Origin of the sequence: Candidatus Nanohalobium constans, from assembly GCF_009617975.1 — an archaeon.
GTDB lineage: Archaea > Nanohalarchaeota > Nanosalinia > Nanosalinales > Nanosalinaceae > Nanohalobium > Nanohalobium constans.
In genome coordinates this window covers 242,748-264,215 of record NZ_CP040089.1, presented here as the reverse complement: position 1 = coordinate 264,215, position 21,468 = coordinate 242,748, and the positions used below count along the sequence as shown (strand labels likewise).

Sequence of the window (21,468 nt, the reverse complement as noted above, 5' to 3'; positions counted from 1 at the left end):
TCAACCTCCTTGTACTGTAATCTTTTTCTTAGCTTTTAGCCACGCAAATTCCCCAATCAATAACAGCAGTATTATCCATATAACCTGCTTTCCTATTATCGGCGCCAATGCAGCCCCTGAGTCCATGAATATTGTGATAGGGGCATCAACCATTGACTGAAAAGGCAGGAAACTGAAAAAGGATTCAAGTCCAGCGGGTAAAAGGTAAAGAGGGAAGTAAACCCCTGAGAAAAGTCTTTGAACTGTGGTTCTCATCATTCTGATGCTCCAGCCAACCTTTGTCCAGAAAATAGCCATTGATGTAATGTAAGAAAGGCAGTAAACCAGGTTATAACCAAGGAACATGCTCAATACAAAAGCAGAAAACCGGAAAACCCCTGGAAAACTCAGATCAAGGAATAAAAAACCAACTAGCATCATAGGCAAACCTACAAACACCAGGTTAAACAGCATTATGCCCAGCATCTGAAAATAGATCTGAGAACGAAGCGATATAGGTCTCTTCAACTCATTAACTATCGTTCCCTCTCTTATCTTCCCACTTAACATCTTCTCCACATTCATGAAAATAGAGCTGGAAATAACCTGCCCGAGAACAATATAAGCCAGAACCCTTGACAAACCACCTTCAAGAGAACCAGAAGCAGCGATAGCACTCCACAAAGCATACATCAAAGCCAGAAAAATAATAGAATTAGCAAGAGATGCTACAGAATTAAGCCTGTAAGCGAGAGAGGTCCTAAAACCTGTAGCAGTAAGTTCAATATACTTTTTGATATTCAAAGATATCTAATCCTCCAATCCTTCGTTATAGACTTTTTTCACGACTGATTCGATATCTGGTTCTTTTATCTGGAAGTCTAGGACTTCGTAGTTGTCTAGTACTTCTCTCATGAGGTCTGAGGCTGAGATTTCTTCTCTGTCGAATACTATTTCTACATGGCCGTCTTCTTTGTTCACTTCTTTGATGCCTTCTAGTTCTATTGAGAATTTTTCTCCATTTCTGATATCCATTTCTAGTCTTCTTGAAGTGAATCTGTTGACTAGTGAGTTTAGTTGTCCGTCATATATTTTCTCTCCTGTGTCGAGAACTACCACTCGTTCGCATAAGTCTTCGATATCCCCGATGTCGTGCGTTGTAAGCATGACTGTGATGTTTTCCTGTCGGTTCATCTTCTTGATGAAGTCTCTGATACGCTCCTTCACCGCCACATCCAGTCCTATCGTAGGCTCATCTAGGTAGACAATCTTCGGATGGTGGAGAAAGGCAGCTGCTAATTCACATCTCATCTTCTGACCCAGAGAAAGTTTCCGGACGGGTTGATCCCAGAAATCCGAAAGCTGGAGAACCTCATCAAACTCATCAATCCTATTATCATAATCTTCGTCAGAGACTTCGTAGATTTCTTTCAAGAGTTTGAAGCTTTCTTTTACGGGTAGGTCCCACCAGAGCTGTGTTTTCTGACCGAAGACTACACCGATGTTCATCGCATTTTTCTTCCTCTCCTTATGTGGGTTTCTGCCGTCGACTTCTATCGTTCCTGAAGAAGGTTCGAGTATTCCCGTCAGCATTTTGACTGTTGTGCTTTTTCCGGCTCCGTTTGATCCAATGTAGCCGATCATTTCTCCTTCATCTATCTCCAGATTAAGATCTTTGACTGCTTCTACTTCTTCGTACTCTCTTTTGACGAAGGATTTAAGGTATCCTTTGATTCCGTCGCCCCTTTGGTAGATTCGGAAGTTTTTGGACAGGTCTTCTGCTTTGATGAGTGTCATGGTTTTTGTGTTTGAGGCCATGTTTAAGTAACAGGACGGAGTTTTGGTTTTGCAGCGAAAAATAAGGGTTTTTTAGCTGTAAGTTATTTTTTCTGAGATTTTTCTGTGAGAAATGTGTGGGTAATTGTTTTTAGTGCGTGGAAGTTGATTTACTGTCTTAAATATGTTTATTCGTAAGGATGCAGTATTGTACATATATAGTTAAAATGATCTGCGGGTTTTGTATGGGTATATGGAAGAAAATCATTTTGGAAAAGTCGAGGTTTCGGAGTTTGGAACTGAAGTTCCGGTTCTAGGCATAGGCGAGTACAAGAAGGATCAGGGCGAGGATGAGTTTTCTCGTAGGCAGGTCTGGTTCTATGTGTACGGAGACGAGGATATCGAAGAAGAGTTTAGAGAGAAGTTGAAAAACACGATTGAGTCTCGTTTCCTGGAAGATGAGATGTCATGGGATTTGATGACGCTCTATCCAACTCATGCTGAAGACGATGTAAACTCCAACATGCAGAGTCTGCTCAAATCTCTATCGGAAGAAACCGGAATACAGTATCAACAGGTCCTGGAAAGAACACATAAGGTCCGTGAAAGCCACGAACTAGAATCAGAGAAGGCTAAGATAGTGAATCTAGAAGGCTCAATCGATGTCAAAGATTTCAAAGGCAAGAACGTGATCTTAGTCGATAACCTTTCTCTCAGCGGAACTTCATTAGCTCACGGAGCCAGTAGACTACTAGACGCAGGAGCAGAGAATGTATTCGGTATAGTTCTAGGTCTATCATCTGAATTTCCTAACAAACAAGTAGAAAAACAAGGTAAAACAGCTAGCAGGCTAATGGAGGATTAAAAATGGGAGACGAAAAAATGCAGGACTTTTTCCTTAAGGAGAAACCAGTTATGGCACTTGTAACAATCAGAAGGAATAGAGAAGATATTTACTGCAGCATGATATCTAAAAAGATCGACACAACGTATGCACACACAGTAAAAACTATTTCAAGACTTGAGGAAGAAGATCTCGTCGAAAGCAAGAAGGAAGGCAGGAAGAAAATCCTGGAACTTACGCCCGAAGGCGAGAAATTTGCCGACAAGTTTATCGACCTACTGGAAGAACTCAATGGGAACAACAGCCAAAAGGTAGAATACAGCTTAAAAGACAATTGAAAAGAGCACCATTGTAGTTCTTACCATACTTTATTCTGTAACAACAGGATTAATACTTGTTAAGTAGTTCTAAGCCATGAAGGTGATTAGATAGGATACCATGAATAAGAAATGGAGCTATGAAGACTCTAGCGAAACTAGCAAAATCACTACAAAGTTATTCCAAGGTGCCAACACCAATGAACCAGAGCTCAGTATTTGAAACCGAATTAGCAGCTGTTAACGAACGATATAGAGAATCACTAGAAGAAGTAAAGATTAAGGACGATGCTAAAAAAGTTTTAGCCACAAAAAGTTAGCACAATACTGCACAACATCACATCCTCTATTTTTATTTCAAAACAAAACATGAATCAACCAACTTATATACTCTTTCAGATATTTTACACTGATTTCTAGCCTTTTTCACTTCTTTAACTCTGTAATTATTGTTTATAAGTAGTTTAGGTAACGGTTTCTACGGAGGGGACGTTGACAGTCTTTTCCACTAATTCAAAACCTGAAACAAACACACATGAGGTGTATCAATTAATGAAAAAACGCATTTTAGTTTCTATCATGGTGATCGGTGTAGTCGGAGCTTTAGCCGGCAGCAGCACCATGGCCTTATTTAACGACAGTGAGACCAGTGCAGACAACAGCTTCCAGGCTGGCGAACTGGATCTCAAGGTCGATTGGGAAGAAAGTTACAACGGAGAACATGTCGAGACACAGGAACTGACAAATGACCCAGGAGCAATTTTCGATTTCAAAGACATCAAGCCAGGAGACCACGGTGAAGCGACAGTAAGCCTTCACCTGAAGGATAACCCTGGATGGATCTGGATGAACATCAACGAGACATCCAACTGGGATAACAGCTGTACAGAGCCTGAACACGAGGCTGAAGGCAGTTGTGGCAGTAAAGGAGAACTCCAGGATAAGCTTGAGTTCGTTATCTGGAGTGACGACGGAGACAATGTAAGACAGGACGACGAGAACATTATCTTCGAAGGAACGGCAGATGAACTAAGAGAGGAGAAAGGAGTGCTTCTAGACGGCAATCCTTCAACAGACGACAAGGAAGCTTTCCCAGGCTCTGAGACAGGTTATATCGGAGTCAAATGGAAAGTACCATTAGAGACAGGAAACATCATCCAAGGAGACTCAGTAAACTACGACATCAAGTTCTACACAGAGCAGAGAAGACACAACGACAATCCAAGCAACCCTTGGACAGACGATAAAGAAGAAGGAAACGAATCTGACGGAGACAACGGAGATGACTCAGAAAAACCGGACGAACCAGAAAACCCGGAAGAACCTGAGGAACCTGAGGAACCAGAGAACCCAGAAGACCCTCAGAACCCGGAAGACCCAGAAGACCCTAAGGACAATGAAACAGATTACACAGCAAACCAAGGAGATAAAGAAGTAGAAATCAGTCCTATAAGCGGCAACAAGACAGTTGAAGAGCTTTACGACTTCAGACTGCCTGACAGGTTTGACCACGACAACCAGGCACAGAACGGAGCAACTTATCCAGAAGACGGGCCTTATTACCAGTCAGCTGGAACAGAGAACCTTCAACAGCAGGAGACATCTATCATGTTCCTCTACGACGGACCTGACGGTCTAAGCTTTGTCGTAGTACATGACAAGGCAGGAGGAGATGGTGGATCCGCAACTTGGGAAATCACAGGTCTCAACGAATCTGGAAACTGGGTTGTGAAAGACGACCTTTACCTGAGCAGTAACGGGGAGAAAGCATCCACCAACTACGATAACTGGGATGTTAACTCCAGCACTCAGACAATCGATTGGACATGGGGCTCAGGAGGAACAGACGGAGGCGCATTCAAGCCTCTAGATGAGAACTTCAGCTTCACAATCGATCCAGCATTCAACGAAGACTCAGAACTTTACGAAGAGTTCTACGACGGAGAAATTGACAACTGGCAGGTCCTATCAGGAGACATGAACAACCCTGATCGAACAAACCTTGACCTCACAGAAGAAGTAACACTCCAAGCACAGTAAACACGGAGAGAACTCTGTCACACATCAAAAAACTATTCCCCCTTTTTTTTCTTCTTTTTTTGTAAACACGTCAATTATTCACATATTTCGAAGTATAACAAATCCTATGGTTTAACTAGGCAAGAACTTGTTATATATGAAAATAGCAGTAGCCAGCACCCTGGTTTTAGCAGCTTTAGCCAGCTTTTCAATTATAGGTCCGGATATAAAACCTGGCTATGAAGAAATAGTGACCGGAAGCTTTACCGAAGCATCCAAAGACACTCCCAGGAAACAAGAACCATATATAGAAGAAGTTCACTGGAAGTTCGACGATGGACGAAACGCAACAGGCAGATTAACTCGGCAGAACCTCAGCCCTGGAAAACACAACATCACTGTTATCGTCGAAAAATCTAACGGCGCAACAGACAAGTACCATCAGCAATTAAGGGTGGAAAAATAATGCCAGACTCAATAATCCTTAAATTAGGGCTATTAATACTTATAACACCCTTCATGCTCTACGGAATAAGCCAGTTAACCCCGGGAATCAACGGATTTATAGTTCAGTCAGGATCAATGGAGCCAGAAATAATGACAGGCTCAGTCCTATTCACCAAAGCCACAAACCCAGATAAAATCCAAGAAGGAGACACAATAACATACAAAGACGGAGACATCCACACCACACACAAAGTAATCAACAAAGAAACCTCAGAAAACCAGACAACCTTCAAAACAAAAGGAATAGCAAACAAAGCAGCAGACCCCGGAAGAATCAACGCAGAACAAGTAGTAGGCAAAAAAATATTCTCAATACCCTACCTAGGCTACATAATAACCCTGACAGGAACAAAATTCGCCAAAATAGCACTGATAGTAGTACCAGCCACCTTACTCGCAGGAATAGAACTCAAAGAACTCATACAAGAAATAAAAGAATAAAAACAAGAAAAGGAAGGGAAAAACCCCCTACTCACTGACCGTTACAGGCACACCTTTCTCCTTCAAAAGCTCAACCTGCTGCTTGACGAAGTCTTCCTCATTACTCCCCTTGGTTGCAACCATGTAGACCTGTGCATCGCCGAAAGGACGCATAACTCTTCCAGCTCTCTGAGTAGCCTGTCTACGGCTGCCTCCTTGTCCACTCATTACTATTCCGATCTCTGCATCCGGAAGATCTAATCCTTCATCTCCAATTCTGGACACTATGATTGTCTTGAGTTCATCATTCCTGAACTTCTCGAAGTATTCTTCTCTTTCCTCAAAGTCGGTCTCCCCAGAGATGAATGGGAGATCATACTCCTGGCTTAGATCCTCACCTTGGTCCAGCCAGTCACAGAAGATAATCGTCTTCTCATCCTCATGCTTGTCAATAATCTGTTCAAAGTTCTGCTTCTTAGCAGGATTCTTCGAAGCAATAATCGCCTTCTTAATACCAGACGCCTCCTCATACTTGTGTCTGTAGTGATCGGAAGCCCATTCGACCAGCTGAATCTCTACATCCGGCTTGACAACATGGCCCTCAGCAAAGAATCGTGCCCAATCAGAACCAATTTCCTGACCGATTAACGCAAATATATCTCTTTCTTTAGTGTCCTCTCTGACAGGCGAGGCAGAAAGACCAATTCTTCTTGTCGACTGTAGTGAAGCAGTCTTTCTGAACAGTTTGGATGGGATGTGGTGGACCTCGTCGAAGATAATCAATCCCCACTCATCTCTGAATAAGTTAGTCTTCTCACCCGCCATATGGTAAGTAGCGATCGTTACATCGTTCATCTCCTTAGTATCGCCGTGATACTCACCGATCTGATCCTCGGTCAAAGTTGTCTTGTCTAGGATTTCACGCTTCCACTGACCTACTAGATTCCTCTGAGGAACCAGGATAAGCGTTGGAGAATCAACTTTCGCCATCAACCCGATAGCTGTAACAGTCTTACCTGAACCTGCCGGGTTAGCAAGTACTGCCGCCTTTTTGTCGTGTGCCTTTTCTACATACTCTTTCTGGTAGTCACGAAGTTCTATTTCGTCTGCCATATCCGCTCCGATCTTCTCATCTGTTTCTCGGAACTTGGAGTTGTCTTCAACAGGATAGCCTTTCTTCAGCAGTACCTGTTTGATCTCCGCTCTTGCTTTGCTCCCCATCGCGATCCGAGACTCTGTATCGGATAGATCAACTGAGAGATTGCTTCTTACCTTGTCTAGGCTGCGAGCCCATTCCATCCTCTCAGGCTCCTCGGCGACGAGCGAGTGATATCTTCCTCTGTGCTCGATGCTGAACATTTCCTGTTTCTTGTAAGTTCTCTCCAACCATTCGACGAAACGCGGATAGCTTCCAACTACTCTAGTATAGATTTCTTTCATCTCCTCTAGGCTTCTGTCTGAGTTCCAGACATCCATTTCCCGGACCTCAAACTTGTAATGCTCACCTGAAGAAGTCTCCATGTGGGAGAGAGAAGATATCTCGTTCAAGGTTTCGCTGTCAGGATGTGAAAGAATGATTTCACGCTGTGCCTCGAAAAACACTACCTGATTCTTGATTTTATCAACAAGTTCGTCTCTCGGAAGATCCTCCAAGTTTTCATCTTCTGGCATGCCTCTACCGTTAGACAGTAACTCTTAAATCCTTCAACAGAGGAAATCTTACTGGCAGAAAGTAACCCAAAAGATTTTTAAGAACAAAAGTACCTTACTTTGTTATGGGTACTTTGAAGGTTGAGGGCGACGATGAACTCATTCGAAAGTTCAAGCAGAAAGCCAGAGAGGAATATGGTCAGAAACGAGGTAGCATCAAGAAGGCGACGATGGACCTTATTGAGAAGTGGGTTGAGCAGGATGAGAAAGTTGATTGGGGCGCACTTCGAGGCGCTATAGACAGCGATAAAACCTCGACTGAGCTCGAGGATGAAGCATGGAAAAAGGTTGATTAGATGTATCTTATTGATACGAACATTTTTCTGGAGCTTCTTTTAGACCAGAAAAATGCAGATGAATGTGAAAAGTTACTAGGAAAAATTTTTGAGGGAAGAATCAGCGTAGCAGCGACAGAGTTTACTATACATGCAGTTCAGGGAACTCTGGCAGACAATCCAGATACTATCAAAAGATTTCTTGAAAGCGTAAACTCGACTATAAACATCCAAATCCTCGAGACCAAGATGAAGGAAGAAGTGATGATATCACAATACTCGAAAGACTCTTCCCTCTGCTTCGACGATGCACTTCAGTATTCAGTAGCAAAGAGGGAAAATATAGAGAACATAATCAGTTATGATACCGACTTCGACAATACGGATTTAGAAAGAGTAACCCCAGGAGAACTAATAGAATGAAAAACGACCTCAAACAGGCTCTTTCAAAGGTAAGAGACTTTGAAGACCCCAAGATCAGTTTGGAACAGTACATTACCCCACCCGCTTTAGCTGCCGACCTAGTCTTCACAGCTTATATGCAGGGAGACATCGAAAGTAAAAAAGTCGCAGATCTCGGAACAGGTACAGGTATTCTTGGCATCGGTGCTGAATTGATTGATGGAGAAGTAGTTGCTGTTGAAAAAGACGATTCTGCGCTGGAACTGGCTAAAGAAAACGCAGAGGATTTAGGAGCCAATATTGATTTTCTACAGTCTGATGTTGAGGAATTTGGGAAGTCTGTTGATACTGTTGTGATGAATCCTCCGTTTTCTGTTCACAGTGATACTGGGTTGGATTTCTGGGAGAAGGCTTTGGAGGTTGGTGATGCTGTTTATGGGATTTCTCCGCGGGGCGCCCGTGACAGTATAAAAAGTTTGGTCCGAAGTTCAAACCATAAACTAGAAGGTGTACAGGAATACGAAATCGGTTTGCCGCCAAGTTACGGCTTTCACACTGAGGAAAGCCGTGAAACACCTGTGGACCTGATAATCACCAAAAGGAGTACTTGATAATTTATGGAGCTTGAAACTGTTGAAAAGGAAGGACGCTTGATCGTCGACATGCAGCAAAACCACACACTAGCCAACCTAATCAGGAAGGCAGTTTGGGAAAACGAAGGAGAAGCAGGATACGACAAAGGACACCCACTAGGAGACGAATCCAACCTAATCATCAAAGACGACAACCCAGAACAAGTCCTTGAAGACGCAATCGAAACCGTCCGAGAATGGATGGACGACCTAGAAGACCAAGTCTAGACCTAATATTTCTTATTTCAACGCCTCGGACCTCTTTTTAAATCTATCTTGTGTTCGACCGGAACTTTTCTTTTAAACTAGAATAGATATTTCTATACATGGGATTTAGTGTAGGGGTTAAGGAGTCTGCTGAGGAGGAGATTAAGAACCTTGATGGCGACAAGCAAACAGAGATTTTCGCTCAACTGGAGAAACTAGAAGACTTCCCTAAGAAGTATGGCAAACCCTTGCGCGGACAGTTAAACGGTCTGTGGCAATTGAGATCCGGAAAATATAGGATTTGGTACACTATAGAAGATGAAACCGTTGAAGTAAGAGCTGTCAAACACAAGGAAGATGCTAAAGAGCATTACTGATTGACTTCTTCCTTTAAATCATCAAGATTCTTGGAAGACTCTTCCTGACTAGCTTTAAGTTGTTCCATAACTTCTTCATCCTCCAATGTCTCTATAGTGGCTTTCATAGCCTCATATTCCTTCTTGGGAATACGGACATAATCATCACCAAACTCAACTTCAGACATAAACATACTAGGCGAAGCAAAAGTTAAATCACTTTTCACCAAGTCAACATCGCTTTAAACAATCAGTGTTCAACAGAATTTTATGGCTACAGAAATTTTCAGTGATCTTTTTGATGGAGAGAATGAAGCCTTTGAATGGTTTTATTTCCTTGCTCTGGCACTGATTTTAGCGTTCGGCACCATTCAAACCACTGGTACTGCTCTTGATACTGATAGACCTGTTGTTTCGGTGATTTCGTGTTCTATGTATCCTGTTTACAATGTCGGAGATATACTAGTGGTAGAAGGCAGGGATTACGAGAATATTGAAACTGGTGACATAGCGATCTATCAGGTGCCGGACAGGATTGATTTTACTGTGAATGGTCAGGGCTACACTCTGGAAGAAAACTCTCCAGACCATAATACCTCGGTTAATACATCTATAGGAGAGGTTAGTCTTTTGGAGGTTAAGCCAGACCTGAATAACGGTAATGACCAAGCATTACTGAGGATAGATAGTAGGGATGTAAAGGTTTCGGAGAAAAGCAGTGAAGTAAGAGGAATGGATATCGACCGGATTTCCGGACAGCCAGTACCTATTGTACATAGAGTTATCAGTAAGAGTGAGGACAGTTTGGAGACGAAGGGTGATGCGAACTCCAGACAACTGGATTTTGAGTCAGATGTCCGACCATTCCAGATCCACGGTACTGCCATGTTTAAGATTCCGCGTATAGGCGCTGTCAAGCTTATCGTCATGGACCTTGTTGGATATCAAGGAGATAAACCTCTGGTTCTCGACAATATGAGGACTTGTTCACCTTAGCGGAAAGGCTTCTACTATTTAAAGTTTCATTAATAGATTAGTGCAAACATGGAGTTCTGCGATGAATGTGGAGGCATGCTTGTCTCCGAAAAGAAAAATGGCGAATCAGTTATGCAGTGTCGGAGCTGCGGCGAATACCAAGATGTAGACGCTGACGACATGAAAGTAACAGAAGAAAAAGAAGAAGACCCAATGGACCGCCTGAATGTCAACGAAGGCGATGCAGAAGAAAGCACACATCCCACAACCGAGAAGGAATGTCCTGCATGTGGAAACATGGAACACGAATTCTGGATGGAACAGACACGAGCATCGGACGAACCGCCAACAAGGTTCTACAGATGTACAGACTGTGGAAATGTGCACAAAGAATACGACTAAAAATTTATTCTACTCTTATCTTTCCATCATCAAGCTCATCAGCGATAGCATTCAGAGAAGTCTTTAAACGGCTAATCTGAGTCTTTAAATCCTTTTTCTCACTCTCAAATTGAGATTCAGATATCTTAGAGTCTATCCTACTTTGGTTAAGCTCTATCTCCGAACCTAACTCTCTTTCCATACTGAAAAGCTTATCCTCAACTTTCTCTACACGCGATCTAAGCTCTGCCTGACCTTCCTCAACATCATTCATCTGTTCCTTAACTCTATCAATCTTCGCCTCTATACGAGACTGTCTACTTCTCTCAGAGTTAACATCATCCAAGTTTTTCTTCTGGATATCCGTCAATTTCTTAACCATTTCTTCCAGCTGTATAAGCCGCTCTCTATTTTCTCTAGACACTTTCAAATCAGTTTCACGAGATTCCTCCTTAGTATCCTGAACCGCATTATCAAGAGCATTCAGGTGAGACTCCAAATCCTCAATTCTCTCCGACAAGTTCTCCACAGCTTCTGCCGCCTTCTCACCTTCCTTACCCAAAAAATCCATAGAAGTTATTTGGTAAAACCTGTATTTCAAACCTTCGAGAACCATATTCAAAACATTCGAAAAACACTACTGAATATGGCTTGCGAAAACCGATTCTGCCCTAGCACTGTTTCTAGGACTAGTCTATGCAATCCTCCTAAGCTCGATCTGAAGGATTGTGCACTGGAAGTTAAAACATTTTAGACAGATAATTCTTACATGCCAGAAGACCAAAGAAGAGCGCCGGCAAGGCCGAAAAAAATAGATGAGATCGACCCACAAAGCGATATCAGAGTAAGGATAACCGGGACAGTTCTTTCGAAAGAAGACGACTCAGTCAGCCTGGACGACGGCTCAGGGACAGTTGAAGTATTCCTAGAGGAAGAAGATATGGAAGACCTGGAAGAAAGCCAGAGAATCCGAGTCCTAGGACGAGTTCTGCCGACACCTGACAGCTTTGAGATTCAGGGAGAGATCGTACAGGACTTCTCAGACATCGATCAAGAACTCCACGACAGAGTTAAAAAAGTAGTTAACACTACCGAGTAACATAAGTGGTCAAAATGTTCAAAGCAGAAATAGAAGAAGTCGGACTTCTCAAAGACTCAATGAAAACCATCAGCGACCTCATCAGCGAGGGACTATTCCAGCTGACAGAGGACGGAATCCAGCTAGTAGCAGCTGACCCTGCGATGGTCGGATTAGTCGACTTCACACTCAAAGAAGAAGTATTCGAAACATACGAAATCAACGAAGAAACCAAAGTAGGACTCAACATCGAAAACCTATACAGCATCCTACGCAGAGCCAACAGCGGAGACACAATCACACTATCAGTCGACGAAGACACCAGTAAATTCAAAATAGAAATGGTTAACAACTCCACAAGAGACTTCTCACTACCAATACTAAACCTATCAGAAGACGATATTCCTTCAGTCGGAGACCTAGACCAGTTCACATTCAACACAGATCTAGACACATCAGTGCTGGAAGGAGCAATCAAAGACGCAATGGTAGTAAGCGATGCAGTAACCATCACAGCAGATGGAGATTCACTAAATATCTCAGCAGAAGGAGACCAATCCGGAGTAGACTTCACAGTAGAATCCGGAGCAGAAGGAGTCCACGAAATGAGCGGCAGCGACGCCAAATCAATGTTCAGCCTGGACTATCTCTCGAAAATGATCGGAGCCAAAAAACTAGCAGACACAGTAACAGTCAAACTTGGACAGGACTTCCCAATGAGGATGGAGTTCACACAGCCTGATCAGGTAGACCTGAACTTTGTGCTCGCTCCAAGAATTGAAGAGGACTAAATTTTTCTTTTATTGCTTTTTCCTATTTCTAAGCCAGAAGTAATTTGAGATTTATCTCCTAAGCATATTCCATGACGGAAGAATACGCAGTTCCGGCAACAGGAGCACTTATTCTAAACGATAGAAATGAGATTTTCTTGATGAAGTCTCCAAAGTGGGAGAACCAGTGGCTTGTTCCCGGCGGAAAAGTAGAGAAAGGCGACTCAATGAAAGAGACTATCAGAAAAGAGATTAGGGAAGAAACTAATCTAGAGGTAACTGATATAGAGTTTCTTGAGGTAAAAGATGGCGGCAATCCCGACGATTTTGAAAGAGATACCCATTTCATCTTCTTGAACTTTGTCTGTAGGGCTGAGAGTGAAGATGTCGAACTGGATCAGAGGGAGGCAGTAGAGTATAAGTGGATTGATCCTAGAGAAGCTCTAAACAGCATTAATCTCAATAATAGCACAGCAGATTTCATCAGAAATTACTTGGAGAAGGACTAACAATTTAGGAGTTACCAAGCCAAATTCAACTATGGGGGAAATCGGGGAAAAACCACAGGACTGGAAGATCAGACAGTACTACGAGCAGGACGAACTCGTCGAAATATTTGTTGAGACTGCTCAGTACCGTGAAGTAGCCCCAACATACCCAAACGGATACGGCAAAAGGCCGGACGCAATAAACTTTCCCGGCGACTTCCTAGATTTTGTAAACAACGGTGCAGTAGCATTCCACAGTTCTGTAGAGAGATGGAGAAACCCGCTTCTCATCGACAATGTCTCAAACCTAGACGACCTCCGAGAAAACTGGGATATGGTTATAGATATCGACTGTGATGAAAGCTTTGAACTTTCCAAAGAGGCAGCCCTTCTAGTAGTAGAAGAACTAAGACAGCATGGAATAAATAATATTAGCGTGAAGTTTTCCGGTAATAGAGGTTTTCACATCGGAGTTAGAGGTGAAGCCTTTCCAGAGGAAGTCGGCGGCGAAAGCTTCACAGATCTATATCCTAACCTTGGTCGTGGGATAGTGGACTACATCCGAAAAAACCTGAAAGAAGAACTGACTCAAAAAGTAGAAGAATACGGATTTAAAGAAGATATGCAGACCGACAACGGACTTGATCCATACCAAGTAGCGGATTTAGAGAATGACTGGGGTCAACGCCACCTCTTCAGAATGCCCTACAGCCTTCACGACGGATCCTGGCTTGTATCCAAACCAATCGAGCCAGAAAACATTGAAGGATTCGAGAAGGAAGAGGCAAAAATGGAGAACATCGAATTCGAGCACAGCTTCCTCAAAGAGTATGAAGAAAACGAGGCCGCCAACCTAGCAATTCAAGCCATGGACTTCATCGAAGAGAGAAGAGAGGAGAAAAAGGAAAAGCGTTTTGACGACGACAAAGAGTTTGAGAGACCTGATAGTGCAGTACCGGAGAAATACTTCCCGCCAACAATCAACAATATTCTGGAAGGCCTAGATGATGGCAGGAAGAGAGGTTTGTTCATCCTCATCAACTTCCTGCGCTGTGTAGGTTACGGATGGAGTGAGATCGAGCAGAAGATCTGGGAGTGGAATGATCGAAATAAGGAAGCACTCAGAGAGGCTTATGTCAAGTCTCAGTTGAACTGGCATAGGAACAGAGAGGAAGATGTACCTCCACCGAACTACGACTCAAACGGATACTACAAAGACATGCAGGTATACGAAGGAACACGAAAAGAAGAAGATGTCCCAAACCCTGTCAGCTACGCATTCAAAGAAGCACGGAAGAGCGATAATGAAGAATTCAGTGGCAGCGGCGACACGGAGGATGAAGAGAAAGATTTGGAGTGTCCTTACTGTGGCAAGGAGTACGAGATGGAAAGCTACTATAAGAAACATGTGCAGAAATGTGACAGCGAAGGAGATGTCAAAAAGATCTCATAAAACCGATTAAAAGAATTTGATAGACAGGTCTAAATAGAGATGAGTGAAAACGCGATAACCTTCAGCGAACTAAGAAAAATACAGAAAGAAGAACGCAGATCCGAAGAACTCAAAGAACTCGACGACAACTTCTTCATCAAAGTCGGAGACTACCTAGACCGAAAAAAAGACGCCTCAGAAGACAACAGAGAATACAAAAACGCAAAAAGAGTATTCCGCAAAATACTAAGCCTCAGAGAAGACAAAATAGTCAAAAACGCACGCCTATCACTGAAATCCAACATACAAGCCTCTGAATTAAACATGCTTCCAAGAGAACAGGAACTCTTCAGAAGAATGAAACAAGAATTCAACAAGCACAGAGACGAAGTCCAAGAAGTAACAGACGAACACAGAGGAAGCAATACTACAGAAGAAATAGAAGAACCAGAGATAGAGGAAACAACCGAAGAACCTAGCCAGATGGAAGAAGTAACTGAAACAGAGAAAACAGAAGAACAGAAAGAAGACGGTTTAGACCCGGAGGAAGGCTACGAAATAGTAGAGATCACCTCCGAAGTACCAGAATTCATGGGTACAGACCTAGAGGCATACGGACCTTTCGAGGAAGGAGAACAGGCAGAGATACCTGAAGACAACGCAGAAATCCTCGTAAACCGAGGAAACGCAGAACAACTAAGCTGAAAACACATGAACAACTACGATAAAGTTTTCGCAGTAGGAGGATCAATCTACACCTCCAAACTGGAAAAAACACCTGAAATAGCCGAAGCACTACAAAAACACTCTCCTGTATCAGTGGTAGTCGGTGCGGGCAAACTCAAAGAAAATATTAACGCCGTCGAGGCATCAGAAGGCGACAAAGACCTGATAGGAATACAGGCCACTAGATTAAACGCAAAGACTCTTGGAACACAGATGCAAGCACACCCAAAAATCCCAGAAACAGCAGAAGAAGTCAAGGAAGTAGCTAAAACAGGCGAGGACCTAGTTATGGGCGGTCTGAATCCTGGTTTCTCTACAGATGCGGTAGCAGCGATTACAGCAGAACTTCTGAGTGCAGAACTGTATATTGTAACAGACATCGATGGAGTCTACACAGAAGATCCGAAAAAGGAAGATGCGGAAAAGCTAGATGAAGTTTCGATTTCAGAGCTGAGAGAAATTGTCAGCGGAAACAGCAGCGACGCCGGCAGCTACGAACTAATTGACAAGACTGCTCTGAACATTATAGAGAGATCTGGTATCTCAACAAAAGTAATAGAAGGGACGATTGACAACCTGGAAAACCCTGAAGACGCTGAAGGTACGGCAATTACTTGCTAAGCGTATTTTGCCAAGATTTAAATTTCTGTCCATACATGTATATACTATGTCGAAGGTTTCAGTCAGAGTGCCGGACGATTTGAAGAAGTCGATGGAAGAGCATAGACAGATTAACTGGAGTGAGATAGCTAGAGAGGCTTTCAGAGAGGAAATTAAGAAGCTTGAGCTAGCTGATTCTATAGCCTCGGGAAGTGAATTGACGGAAGACGATGTTCAGGAGATTGGAGAAAAGGTTAAGCAGGGAATCGCTGAAAAACACGGTTTGAACTAATGGAGCTTGTAATTGACAGTAACATAGTCATCTCTGCCCTGATCAGAGACAGTTTAACAAGGAAAATAATTCTCGACTCTAATCACAGATTCTACGCACCAGAGTTTCTGAGAACAGAAGTAGAAAAATACGAAGAACTAATAACAGAGAAATCCGGTTTGAAGGAAAGCGAAGTTGAAACTTTGCTAAACCTAGTTCTCGGTGAAGTAGAAGTTCTACCAATAGAAAGCTATGAACATAAACTAGAGAAAGCCGAAAATTTGATTGGTGAGGAAGATATCAAGGATGTGCCTTTCCTAGCAGTAGCCCTCCACAAAGAATGCAAGATCTGGAGTGATGACAAAGATCTGCAGCAACAAGAAAAAGTGGAAGTCAAAAACACGGAAGAAATAATAGAACTACATGGAGAAAGTTAACCATGAGAGTCCCCGACGACGCTGACATGGATTTTACAGCTGGTTGTCTCGTAGTGGAAGATGGAGAGATACTCCTGATGAATCATTCGAAACTAGGTAAATGGCTTCAGCCGGGAGGTCATGTGGAAGAAGATGAGACTCCAGATGAAACCGCTAGGAGAGAAACACTGGAAGAGACAGGAGTAAAGGTAGAATTCCTAGAAAAACCTGATTTTGAAGCTCCTGACTCAGAAAACCTGCCTAAACCATTCAATGTGAACTTACATAATATCTCAGAAGATCATATGCACTGCTCATTCCTCTACCTCACGAAGCCCAAAGAGAAGAAGGAAGCAACCCACAGCCACGAACACGACGGACAAAAGTGGTTCTCTAAGGAAGAATTAAAGCAGTTAGATAATATACCCGAAAACCTGAGAAAAGCCGCGCTTGAAGCAATAAAACAACACAACCAGACTCCAAGTTGAGAGGGCTTTTAAAGTTTAACCGAGGAGTTGTTTGATATGGTAAAGATTCCGAAAGAGCAGCGAAGGTATTGCCCGACCTGCGATGAGCACACGGACCAAACTGTAAAAGAGGCGACGAATCAAAGTGCTTCACCTTGGAGTAAGAAGCACAGGAAGCGTCAGAGAAAAATTGACAACGGATACGGAAGCTTCCCGTTCGAAGACCCATCACACCTCGCCAGAGGAAAAAGTAATCCAACATCCAGCAAGCACGACCTACAATTCAGCTGTAAGGAGTGTGGAAAGAGTTGGAAGCCTAGAAACCAGCCAAGAGCAGCAAAATTCGAAATAGAAAGATAGAGGTGAAAAATTATTATGGCACGAAATTTTTACAGAGTCTCATGCGGCGAATGCGGCAACGAGCAGACAGTATTCTCAAGAACCGCAACAGAAGTCGACTGCATGATCTGCAGCACAGCAATCGCAAAGCCAACAGGCGGCAAAGCAGAACTCAACGCAGACATCATCGAGACACTAGAAGTAGAATAAATTTTCTATCTTCTACTCTAATTTTCTGACAAATTTTTCTGTTTCTCGCTTTCCTTTACTCTTTCAGCTTCCTCTTCGCCAAGTTCTTCAACAAGATTTGATGGTTTAACCCATTTGACATCAGCTAAATCATCTTTGGGTTGTGCCTCGCCTTGTGAGACCTCACAATGGAAAAGATACTGGATACTATTTGTTTCCTGGTCTTCTCCCCATGCGAAAGTAGTAGACTCAACTAAAGAAGATACATCTACATCCAAAGCTGTCTCCTCCTTTACCTCCCTTTTAACAGATTCATGAAGAGATTCACCATGTTCTAAGTGGCCACCAAGCAGGTGCCACTGACCGCTGATTGGATGTCCTTCCTCCTCTTCTTTCCTGCCTATTAGAACTTCACCACTCCGAGTTATCAGAGCTTTGACAACCACACGAAACCTTCCATGACTCATATTCGATTAGTTACTGATTAGAGATTTAACTCTATCTAACTAATAAACCGACTTTTTAAGAATCACTTCTCTTTTAGTTTCTATGCGTTGGTATAAGGATAGGCCGGATGAGGGCGACTTGATTGTTGTCACAATTTCGGATGTTGATAAGAACTCAGCTTACGCTGACTTAGATGAATACGAAGATGTTTCAGGATTAATTCACATCAGTGAGGCTTCTCGTAGCTGGGTCGAAGACTTAACAAGAGAGATTGATGAGGGCGAGAAGACTGTTGCCCAGGTAATTGATGTTGATGACGATACTATCACACTTTCCTTGAAGCGTGTAAATGATAATAATAAGAGAGAGGCGATGAGCCGCTGGAACAAGGAGCAGAAGGCGGAGAAATTTGTCGAAGACCTGCATGAAGAATTAGACATGGACAAGGATGAGATCTTTGAGGAAGTTGTCTTCCCTATGCAGAGAGAAGTCGGTTCTGCATTCCACGGATTCGAGATTTCCACAGCTGAGGAAGATAGGCTGAAAGAGTTCCTCGACGAGGATGTAGTTGAGGCTGTCCAGGAAGTCGCGAAGAAAAACATTGATTTGAAGCAGGAGAAGTTTGAAGGCGAGATCGAACTTGAGTTTACCTCTGAGAACGGCATCCAGAAGATTAAAGACTCTCTGGAAGACCTCGGCGAAGGTGTCGAGGTAAAGTATGTTTCCGCACCAGATTACTCGATTACTTCCTGGGGCAGAACTCAGGAACTAGCGAAAAAGCGTATGGATGAAGCCGTAGAAAAGATCCGAAGTAAAGCCGATGAATTAGACGGCAGATTCGAGTTCTCACGGGCTTAAAATTTATGATCAGAAAATGTGGTAGCTGCAGCAGTTATACCTTGAAAGAAGAACACTGCAGCAGTAAAACTGAGAAGGCGAGACCCCCGAAGTTTTCTTTCCCTGACAAGTACGGAGAGTATCGGCGAAAAGCCAAAAAAGGAGAAAATTAAAAGGTGATTTTATGGATAAGACAACAATCAACCTAGAGAAAGAACCAGAAGTAGAAAACCCGGTATTCGTAGAAGGACTGGCAGGAATAGGCCACATAGGAAGAAACACCGTATCATATATCGCCGACCAGACAGAAGCAGAACAGATCGGAGAGATCAAAAGCCATCACTTCCCGCCGCACACAGTAATAAACGACGACGCAACAGTCGAGGTAATCAAGAACAAACTCTACCAGCTTCAGAGAGACGACGCACGAGATCTAATCCTTTTAGAAGGAAATGCACAGGCATCAACACCTGAAGGTCATCACGAGGTCGCAGGGAAAGTTACTGAGCTAGCTGAGGATGTAGGTTCAAATGAAATTCTTACTATTGGAGGCTACGGAACAGGCGAAGTAGTTGAAAAACCGGAAGTATTCGGCGCCGTCACTACTGAAGAAGTCAAAGAAAAATACTCAGACCACGGAATAGAGTTCGAGCACGATGTAGGACAGATCGTCGGCATCTCAGGACTCCTGATTGGGAACGCACAGGAGAGAGGGATCAACGGAATCTGTCTACTCGGAGAAACGCCAGGATTCCTGCTAAGCGACCCTAAAAGCACTGAGAAAGTACTTGAAACCATGGAAGAGATCTTGGAACTTGACCTAGATTACAGCGATTTAGATGATAAGGTTGAGGAAAGCCAGGAAGTGCTTAAAAAACTTCAAAACCTGAAGAAGAAACAGAATCCGGAAGAAGACCAAAGCCAGGGAGGAGACCTTGGCTACATCGGATAAAAAACTTCAGCGAGGTGACAAAAAATATGACAGAATACACAAGATACGAAAGGGCACGAATCCTAGGAGCAAGAAGCCTACAACTATCAATGGGTGCACCAGCATTCGTAGACGCAGAAAGCAACGAAGAACCCAAGAAAATCGCAGAAAGAGAAATGGAAGCTGGAAAACTCCCGCTCACAGTCAAAAAATAGATCTTACATATCCAACTTTTACTTTCTACCTTTCTGTTTCCACTAAGTTCTTTAACCCAGTACCGATAGTTCTTCTACATGAGAATTGATTCAATCCAGCTCAGGGAAATAATCGACTCACGAACCCAACCCACAGTAGAAGCCGAAATAAACAACTCATACGGAAAAGCACCTTCCGGAGCCTCAACCGGCAAACACGAAGCCAAGTGCCATGTACCAGAACACCTAGACGACCTAGAAAAACTCATGAAAAAGAAACTGGAAGGAAGAGACCTCACACAGAAAGAATTCGACCAGGAACTAAAGGAAATAGACGGCACAGATGATTTCTCCAGGCTCGGCGCAGTAAGTATCGCAGCCAGCTTCGCATTCAAAAACGCAGCCGGATTCCAACACACAGAAAACTTCCCACTACCACTCAGCAATGTAATAGGCGGAGGAGAACACGGTGGCAACACAAGCATCCAAGAATTCCTCGTACTGCCAGTCAACGCCAAAACATTCCCGGAAGCACTCAAAACAAATACAGAGATCTACCAAGAACTCAAAGAAAAATACAGTCAGAAAATAAAAGGAATAAACGATGAAGGCGCCCTAATAACCTCAATGGACGACAAAGAAACACTGAGAAAGCTGAAAAAAGTAGCCGACAAACACGACGCAAGGATAGGTCTAGACATCGCCGCCTCAGAATTCTATAAGAACGGCAAATACAGAATCGACTCAATGAACAGAGTCAACAGCCCAGAACAACACCTAGACTTTGTACAAGAATTAATAGACGAGTTTGATCTCGTATATGTAGAAGACCCGTTCGATGAGGAAGACTTCCGACACCACGCCCTCTTAACCGCTAAAAACCCCGATGTAATGATCTGCGGCGACGACCTCTTCACAACCAACAAAGACCGGCTTGAAGAAGGCATCACGAACGGCGCATGCAACTCATTAATTGTAAAGCCTAACCAGATCGGAACAGTAACCGATGCCAAAGACACAGTAGAACTAGCCCATGAAGAAGACTACACACCTGTGATTTCCCATCGTTCTGGCGAGACATGCGACTCAACGATTTCAGACCTGGCTCTAGAGTGGGAATGTCCTGTCATCAAGGCAGGAATCGCCGACATAAGAATAGCCAAGTTAAACAAGCTGGTCCGGTTGTGGGATAAAGCTGAGAAACCTGAGATAAATCAGAGGTGAAGTAAAGTGGAGTTAAATGAGGAGCACCGTAAAATACTGAAGGAAGCAGTCTTAAGCATTTTAGCAGTGATGGCTTCAGCAGTAACAGTGTTTTATCTGACTTCTGACACACAAACAGGCAGGATTATCCGTTTTTCTGTGCCGTTAGTTGTTGGAGTTGTTCTTGGAGGCAGGATTTATTTCAGAGAATTGAATAAATTGGAAGAAAAGCTAGAATAGAGGCATACAGCTACATTATAAGTTTCAATGATAATCGGGT

The 21,468-nt window shown here is 43.1% G+C and carries 36 protein-coding genes; 30 read left to right on the top strand and 6 right to left on the bottom strand.

Annotated elements, in window-relative coordinates; all coding sequences use genetic code 11:
* Both LC1Nh_RS01590 and LC1Nh_RS01585 read right to left on the bottom strand, forming a co-directional pair.
* Positions 1-783, bottom strand: a complete 783-nt coding sequence (locus LC1Nh_RS01590; protein ID WP_153549957.1) for an ABC transporter permease — start codon at positions 781-783, stop codon at positions 1-3.
* Positions 784-789: 6 nt separating this feature from the next.
* Complete coding sequence (locus LC1Nh_RS01585) at positions 790-1,776, bottom strand: ABC transporter ATP-binding protein (RefSeq protein ID WP_153549956.1); 987 nt, start codon at positions 1,774-1,776, stop codon at positions 790-792.
* Positions 1,777-2,008: 232 nt separating this feature from the next.
* Between LC1Nh_RS01585 and LC1Nh_RS01580 the strand changes: the two genes are divergently transcribed.
* From LC1Nh_RS01580 to LC1Nh_RS01555, 6 genes are all read left to right on the top strand, one after another.
* Positions 2,009-2,620 (top strand): hypothetical protein, encoded by a 612-nt coding sequence (locus LC1Nh_RS01580; RefSeq protein ID WP_153549955.1) that lies wholly within the window; start codon positions 2,009-2,011, stop codon positions 2,618-2,620.
* A gap of 2 nt (positions 2,621-2,622) precedes the next feature.
* Complete coding sequence (locus LC1Nh_RS01575) at positions 2,623-2,937, top strand: winged helix DNA-binding protein (RefSeq protein ID WP_153549954.1); 315 nt, start codon at positions 2,623-2,625, stop codon at positions 2,935-2,937.
* 119 nt (positions 2,938-3,056) lie between these two features.
* Complete coding sequence (locus LC1Nh_RS01570; RefSeq protein ID WP_153549953.1) at positions 3,057-3,236, top strand: hypothetical protein; 180 nt, start codon at positions 3,057-3,059, stop codon at positions 3,234-3,236.
* A gap of 232 nt (positions 3,237-3,468) precedes the next feature.
* The gene (locus tag LC1Nh_RS01565; RefSeq protein ID WP_153549952.1) at positions 3,469-4,956 is read left to right on the top strand and encodes a TasA family protein; all 1,488 of its coding nucleotides are present in this window, start codon (positions 3,469-3,471) and stop codon (positions 4,954-4,956) included.
* 136 nt (positions 4,957-5,092) lie between these two features.
* The gene (locus tag LC1Nh_RS01560; protein ID WP_153549951.1) at positions 5,093-5,401 is read left to right on the top strand and encodes a hypothetical protein; all 309 of its coding nucleotides are present in this window, start codon (positions 5,093-5,095) and stop codon (positions 5,399-5,401) included.
* Positions 5,401-5,883, top strand: coding sequence for a signal peptidase I (locus tag LC1Nh_RS01555; RefSeq protein WP_153549950.1), 483 nt, complete (start codon positions 5,401-5,403; stop codon positions 5,881-5,883). The genes LC1Nh_RS01560 and LC1Nh_RS01555 overlap by 1 nt, the downstream gene beginning before the upstream one ends.
* A 27-nt stretch (positions 5,884-5,910) precedes the next feature.
* Here the strand turns inward: LC1Nh_RS01555 and LC1Nh_RS01550 are convergent, their stop codons facing one another.
* The gene (locus tag LC1Nh_RS01550; protein ID WP_153549949.1) at positions 5,911-7,533 is read right to left on the bottom strand and encodes a DEAD/DEAH box helicase; all 1,623 of its coding nucleotides are present in this window, start codon (positions 7,531-7,533) and stop codon (positions 5,911-5,913) included.
* Between the two features lie 104 nt (positions 7,534-7,637).
* Between LC1Nh_RS01550 and LC1Nh_RS01545 the strand changes: the two genes are divergently transcribed.
* From LC1Nh_RS01545 to LC1Nh_RS01525, 5 genes are all read left to right on the top strand, one after another.
* Complete coding sequence (locus LC1Nh_RS01545) at positions 7,638-7,868, top strand: hypothetical protein (RefSeq protein WP_153549948.1); 231 nt, start codon at positions 7,638-7,640, stop codon at positions 7,866-7,868.
* Positions 7,869-8,270 carry a type II toxin-antitoxin system VapC family toxin gene (locus LC1Nh_RS01540; protein WP_153549947.1) on the top strand — a complete coding sequence of 134 codons (402 nt, stop codon included), beginning with the start codon at positions 7,869-7,871 and terminating at the stop codon, positions 8,268-8,270.
* On the top strand, positions 8,267-8,860 hold the full coding sequence (locus LC1Nh_RS01535) for an METTL5 family protein (protein ID WP_153549946.1): 594 nt from the start codon (positions 8,267-8,269) through the stop codon (positions 8,858-8,860). Before LC1Nh_RS01540 ends, LC1Nh_RS01535 begins: the two co-directional genes overlap by 4 nt.
* Before the next feature lie 6 nt (positions 8,861-8,866).
* A complete protein-coding gene (locus tag LC1Nh_RS01530) occupies positions 8,867-9,109 on the top strand; it encodes an RpoL/Rpb11 RNA polymerase subunit family protein (RefSeq protein WP_153549945.1) in 243 nt (80 codons plus the stop codon).
* A gap of 98 nt (positions 9,110-9,207) precedes the next feature.
* Positions 9,208-9,465, top strand: a complete 258-nt coding sequence (locus LC1Nh_RS01525; RefSeq protein ID WP_153549944.1) for a type II toxin-antitoxin system RelE family toxin — start codon at positions 9,208-9,210, stop codon at positions 9,463-9,465.
* Here the strand turns inward: LC1Nh_RS01525 and LC1Nh_RS01520 are convergent.
* The gene (locus LC1Nh_RS01520) at positions 9,459-9,632 is read right to left on the bottom strand and encodes a hypothetical protein (RefSeq protein ID WP_153549943.1); all 174 of its coding nucleotides are present in this window, start codon (positions 9,630-9,632) and stop codon (positions 9,459-9,461) included. The two genes, LC1Nh_RS01525 and LC1Nh_RS01520, sit on opposite strands and share 7 nt — an antisense overlap.
* A gap of 82 nt (positions 9,633-9,714) precedes the next feature.
* Between LC1Nh_RS01520 and LC1Nh_RS01515 the strand changes: the two genes are divergently transcribed.
* Complete coding sequence (locus tag LC1Nh_RS01515) at positions 9,715-10,440, top strand: signal peptidase I (RefSeq protein ID WP_153549942.1); 726 nt, start codon at positions 9,715-9,717, stop codon at positions 10,438-10,440.
* Between the two features lie 48 nt (positions 10,441-10,488).
* Positions 10,489-10,821 (top strand): transcription factor S, encoded by a 333-nt coding sequence (locus LC1Nh_RS01510; RefSeq protein WP_153549941.1) that lies wholly within the window; start codon positions 10,489-10,491, stop codon positions 10,819-10,821.
* A gap of 4 nt (positions 10,822-10,825) precedes the next feature.
* On the opposite strand, the gene LC1Nh_RS01505 is transcribed toward LC1Nh_RS01510, so the two are convergent.
* Complete coding sequence (locus LC1Nh_RS01505; protein WP_153549940.1) at positions 10,826-11,371, bottom strand: hypothetical protein; 546 nt, start codon at positions 11,369-11,371, stop codon at positions 10,826-10,828.
* A 198-nt stretch (positions 11,372-11,569) separates the two neighbouring features.
* On the opposite strand from LC1Nh_RS01505, the gene LC1Nh_RS01500 reads away from it, so the two are divergent.
* The 11 genes from LC1Nh_RS01500 (at position 11,570) to LC1Nh_RS01450 (ending at position 17,597) form a co-directional block, all read left to right on the top strand.
* On the top strand, positions 11,570-11,899 hold the full coding sequence (locus LC1Nh_RS01500; RefSeq protein WP_153549939.1) for a replication protein RepA: 330 nt from the start codon (positions 11,570-11,572) through the stop codon (positions 11,897-11,899).
* Between the two features lie 14 nt (positions 11,900-11,913).
* Positions 11,914-12,669 (top strand): proliferating cell nuclear antigen (pcna), encoded by a 756-nt coding sequence (gene pcn, locus LC1Nh_RS01495; protein WP_153549938.1) that lies wholly within the window; start codon positions 11,914-11,916, stop codon positions 12,667-12,669.
* Between the two features lie 71 nt (positions 12,670-12,740).
* Positions 12,741-13,157 carry an NUDIX domain-containing protein gene (locus LC1Nh_RS01490; protein WP_153549937.1) on the top strand — a complete coding sequence of 139 codons (417 nt, stop codon included), beginning with the start codon at positions 12,741-12,743 and terminating at the stop codon, positions 13,155-13,157.
* Positions 13,158-13,188: 31 nt separating this feature from the next.
* Complete coding sequence (locus LC1Nh_RS01485) at positions 13,189-14,589, top strand: bifunctional DNA primase/polymerase (RefSeq protein WP_153549936.1); 1,401 nt, start codon at positions 13,189-13,191, stop codon at positions 14,587-14,589.
* Between the two features lie 39 nt (positions 14,590-14,628).
* Positions 14,629-15,273 carry a DNA replication complex subunit Gins51 gene (locus tag LC1Nh_RS01480; protein ID WP_153549935.1) on the top strand — a complete coding sequence of 215 codons (645 nt, stop codon included), beginning with the start codon at positions 14,629-14,631 and terminating at the stop codon, positions 15,271-15,273.
* A gap of 6 nt (positions 15,274-15,279) precedes the next feature.
* On the top strand, positions 15,280-15,915 hold the full coding sequence (gene pyrH, locus LC1Nh_RS01475) for a UMP kinase (protein WP_153549934.1): 636 nt from the start codon (positions 15,280-15,282) through the stop codon (positions 15,913-15,915).
* 46 nt (positions 15,916-15,961) lie between these two features.
* The gene (locus LC1Nh_RS01470; protein ID WP_153549933.1) at positions 15,962-16,186 is read left to right on the top strand and encodes an AF_0619 family ribbon-helix-helix protein; all 225 of its coding nucleotides are present in this window, start codon (positions 15,962-15,964) and stop codon (positions 16,184-16,186) included.
* Positions 16,186-16,602, top strand: coding sequence for a PIN domain-containing protein (locus LC1Nh_RS01465; RefSeq protein ID WP_153549932.1), 417 nt, complete (start codon positions 16,186-16,188; stop codon positions 16,600-16,602). Before LC1Nh_RS01470 ends, LC1Nh_RS01465 begins: the two co-directional genes overlap by 1 nt.
* Positions 16,603-16,604: 2 nt before the next feature.
* Complete coding sequence (locus LC1Nh_RS01460; RefSeq protein WP_153549931.1) at positions 16,605-17,069, top strand: NUDIX hydrolase; 465 nt, start codon at positions 16,605-16,607, stop codon at positions 17,067-17,069.
* Positions 17,070-17,105: 36 nt separating this feature from the next.
* Positions 17,106-17,408: an eL42 family ribosomal protein gene (locus LC1Nh_RS01455; protein WP_153549930.1), complete on the top strand. Its 303-nt coding sequence runs from the start codon at positions 17,106-17,108 to the stop codon at positions 17,406-17,408.
* Between the two features lie 15 nt (positions 17,409-17,423).
* The gene (locus tag LC1Nh_RS01450) at positions 17,424-17,597 is read left to right on the top strand and encodes a 30S ribosomal protein S27e (protein WP_153549929.1); all 174 of its coding nucleotides are present in this window, start codon (positions 17,424-17,426) and stop codon (positions 17,595-17,597) included.
* A 17-nt stretch (positions 17,598-17,614) separates the two neighbouring features.
* On the opposite strand, the gene LC1Nh_RS01445 is transcribed toward LC1Nh_RS01450, so the two are convergent.
* Positions 17,615-18,043: an NUDIX hydrolase gene (locus LC1Nh_RS01445; protein ID WP_153549928.1), complete on the bottom strand. Its 429-nt coding sequence runs from the start codon at positions 18,041-18,043 to the stop codon at positions 17,615-17,617.
* A gap of 82 nt (positions 18,044-18,125) precedes the next feature.
* On the opposite strand from LC1Nh_RS01445, the gene LC1Nh_RS01440 reads away from it, so the two are divergent.
* From LC1Nh_RS01440 to LC1Nh_RS01415, 6 genes are all read left to right on the top strand, one after another.
* A complete protein-coding gene (locus tag LC1Nh_RS01440; protein WP_153549927.1) occupies positions 18,126-18,881 on the top strand; it encodes a S1 RNA-binding domain-containing protein in 756 nt (251 codons plus the stop codon).
* A gap of 5 nt (positions 18,882-18,886) precedes the next feature.
* Positions 18,887-19,033: a nucleolar RNA-binding Nop10p family protein gene (locus LC1Nh_RS06205; RefSeq protein WP_153549926.1), complete on the top strand. Its 147-nt coding sequence runs from the start codon at positions 18,887-18,889 to the stop codon at positions 19,031-19,033.
* Between the two features lie 11 nt (positions 19,034-19,044).
* Entirely contained in the window at positions 19,045-19,812 is a 768-nt protein-coding gene (locus tag LC1Nh_RS01430; protein ID WP_153549925.1) for a proteasome assembly chaperone family protein, read from the top strand.
* Between the two features lie 26 nt (positions 19,813-19,838).
* Positions 19,839-20,006 (top strand): DNA-directed RNA polymerase subunit K, encoded by a 168-nt coding sequence (locus tag LC1Nh_RS01425; RefSeq protein ID WP_153549924.1) that lies wholly within the window; start codon positions 19,839-19,841, stop codon positions 20,004-20,006.
* Positions 20,007-20,084: 78 nt separating this feature from the next.
* Positions 20,085-21,209: a phosphopyruvate hydratase gene (gene eno, locus LC1Nh_RS01420; RefSeq protein WP_153549923.1), complete on the top strand. Its 1,125-nt coding sequence runs from the start codon at positions 20,085-20,087 to the stop codon at positions 21,207-21,209.
* 6 nt (positions 21,210-21,215) lie between these two features.
* Positions 21,216-21,428: a hypothetical protein gene (locus LC1Nh_RS01415; RefSeq protein ID WP_153549922.1), complete on the top strand. Its 213-nt coding sequence runs from the start codon at positions 21,216-21,218 to the stop codon at positions 21,426-21,428.
* The last annotated feature ends 40 nt before the right edge of the window (positions 21,429-21,468 follow it).

What these genes read in the sequence shown, in the direction of transcription:
- LC1Nh_RS01585 (WP_153549956.1), bottom strand. Translation starts at nt 1,776, where the DNA reads ATGACACTCATCAAAGCAGAAGACCTGTCCAAAAACTTCCGAATCTAC.
- LC1Nh_RS01580 (WP_153549955.1), top strand. Translation starts at nt 2,009, where the DNA reads ATGGAAGAAAATCATTTTGGAAAAGTCGAGGTTTCGGAGTTTGGAACT.
- LC1Nh_RS01575 (WP_153549954.1), top strand. Translation starts at nt 2,623, where the DNA reads ATGGGAGACGAAAAAATGCAGGACTTTTTCCTTAAGGAGAAACCAGTT.
- LC1Nh_RS01570 (WP_153549953.1), top strand. Translation starts at nt 3,057, where the DNA reads ATGAAGACTCTAGCGAAACTAGCAAAATCACTACAAAGTTATTCCAAG.
- LC1Nh_RS01565 (WP_153549952.1), top strand. Translation starts at nt 3,469, where the DNA reads ATGAAAAAACGCATTTTAGTTTCTATCATGGTGATCGGTGTAGTCGGA.
- LC1Nh_RS01560 (WP_153549951.1), top strand. Translation starts at nt 5,093, where the DNA reads ATGAAAATAGCAGTAGCCAGCACCCTGGTTTTAGCAGCTTTAGCCAGC.
- LC1Nh_RS01555 (WP_153549950.1), top strand. Translation starts at nt 5,401, where the DNA reads ATGCCAGACTCAATAATCCTTAAATTAGGGCTATTAATACTTATAACA.
- LC1Nh_RS01550 (WP_153549949.1), bottom strand. Translation starts at nt 7,533, where the DNA reads ATGCCAGAAGATGAAAACTTGGAGGATCTTCCGAGAGACGAACTTGTT.
- LC1Nh_RS01545 (WP_153549948.1), top strand. Translation starts at nt 7,638, where the DNA reads ATGGGTACTTTGAAGGTTGAGGGCGACGATGAACTCATTCGAAAGTTC.
- LC1Nh_RS01540 (WP_153549947.1), top strand. Translation starts at nt 7,869, where the DNA reads ATGTATCTTATTGATACGAACATTTTTCTGGAGCTTCTTTTAGACCAG.
- LC1Nh_RS01535 (WP_153549946.1), top strand. Translation starts at nt 8,267, where the DNA reads ATGAAAAACGACCTCAAACAGGCTCTTTCAAAGGTAAGAGACTTTGAA.
- LC1Nh_RS01530 (WP_153549945.1), top strand. Translation starts at nt 8,867, where the DNA reads ATGGAGCTTGAAACTGTTGAAAAGGAAGGACGCTTGATCGTCGACATG.
- LC1Nh_RS01525 (WP_153549944.1), top strand. Translation starts at nt 9,208, where the DNA reads ATGGGATTTAGTGTAGGGGTTAAGGAGTCTGCTGAGGAGGAGATTAAG.
- LC1Nh_RS01520 (WP_153549943.1), bottom strand. Translation starts at nt 9,632, where the DNA reads ATGTCTGAAGTTGAGTTTGGTGATGATTATGTCCGTATTCCCAAGAAG.
- LC1Nh_RS01515 (WP_153549942.1), top strand. Translation starts at nt 9,715, where the DNA reads ATGGCTACAGAAATTTTCAGTGATCTTTTTGATGGAGAGAATGAAGCC.
- LC1Nh_RS01510 (WP_153549941.1), top strand. Translation starts at nt 10,489, where the DNA reads ATGGAGTTCTGCGATGAATGTGGAGGCATGCTTGTCTCCGAAAAGAAA.
- LC1Nh_RS01505 (WP_153549940.1), bottom strand. Translation starts at nt 11,371, where the DNA reads ATGGATTTTTTGGGTAAGGAAGGTGAGAAGGCGGCAGAAGCTGTGGAG.
- LC1Nh_RS01500 (WP_153549939.1), top strand. Translation starts at nt 11,570, where the DNA reads ATGCCAGAAGACCAAAGAAGAGCGCCGGCAAGGCCGAAAAAAATAGAT.
- pcn (WP_153549938.1), top strand. Translation starts at nt 11,914, where the DNA reads ATGTTCAAAGCAGAAATAGAAGAAGTCGGACTTCTCAAAGACTCAATG.
- LC1Nh_RS01490 (WP_153549937.1), top strand. Translation starts at nt 12,741, where the DNA reads ATGACGGAAGAATACGCAGTTCCGGCAACAGGAGCACTTATTCTAAAC.
- LC1Nh_RS01485 (WP_153549936.1), top strand. Translation starts at nt 13,189, where the DNA reads ATGGGGGAAATCGGGGAAAAACCACAGGACTGGAAGATCAGACAGTAC.
- LC1Nh_RS01480 (WP_153549935.1), top strand. Translation starts at nt 14,629, where the DNA reads ATGAGTGAAAACGCGATAACCTTCAGCGAACTAAGAAAAATACAGAAA.
- pyrH (WP_153549934.1), top strand. Translation starts at nt 15,280, where the DNA reads ATGAACAACTACGATAAAGTTTTCGCAGTAGGAGGATCAATCTACACC.
- LC1Nh_RS01470 (WP_153549933.1), top strand. Translation starts at nt 15,962, where the DNA reads ATGTCGAAGGTTTCAGTCAGAGTGCCGGACGATTTGAAGAAGTCGATG.
- LC1Nh_RS01465 (WP_153549932.1), top strand. Translation starts at nt 16,186, where the DNA reads ATGGAGCTTGTAATTGACAGTAACATAGTCATCTCTGCCCTGATCAGA.
- LC1Nh_RS01460 (WP_153549931.1), top strand. Translation starts at nt 16,605, where the DNA reads ATGAGAGTCCCCGACGACGCTGACATGGATTTTACAGCTGGTTGTCTC.
- LC1Nh_RS01455 (WP_153549930.1), top strand. Translation starts at nt 17,106, where the DNA reads ATGGTAAAGATTCCGAAAGAGCAGCGAAGGTATTGCCCGACCTGCGAT.
- LC1Nh_RS01450 (WP_153549929.1), top strand. Translation starts at nt 17,424, where the DNA reads ATGGCACGAAATTTTTACAGAGTCTCATGCGGCGAATGCGGCAACGAG.
- LC1Nh_RS01445 (WP_153549928.1), bottom strand. Translation starts at nt 18,043, where the DNA reads ATGAGTCATGGAAGGTTTCGTGTGGTTGTCAAAGCTCTGATAACTCGG.
- LC1Nh_RS01440 (WP_153549927.1), top strand. Translation starts at nt 18,126, where the DNA reads ATGCGTTGGTATAAGGATAGGCCGGATGAGGGCGACTTGATTGTTGTC.
- LC1Nh_RS06205 (WP_153549926.1), top strand. Translation starts at nt 18,887, where the DNA reads ATGATCAGAAAATGTGGTAGCTGCAGCAGTTATACCTTGAAAGAAGAA.
- LC1Nh_RS01430 (WP_153549925.1), top strand. Translation starts at nt 19,045, where the DNA reads ATGGATAAGACAACAATCAACCTAGAGAAAGAACCAGAAGTAGAAAAC.
- LC1Nh_RS01425 (WP_153549924.1), top strand. Translation starts at nt 19,839, where the DNA reads ATGACAGAATACACAAGATACGAAAGGGCACGAATCCTAGGAGCAAGA.
- eno (WP_153549923.1), top strand. Translation starts at nt 20,085, where the DNA reads ATGAGAATTGATTCAATCCAGCTCAGGGAAATAATCGACTCACGAACC.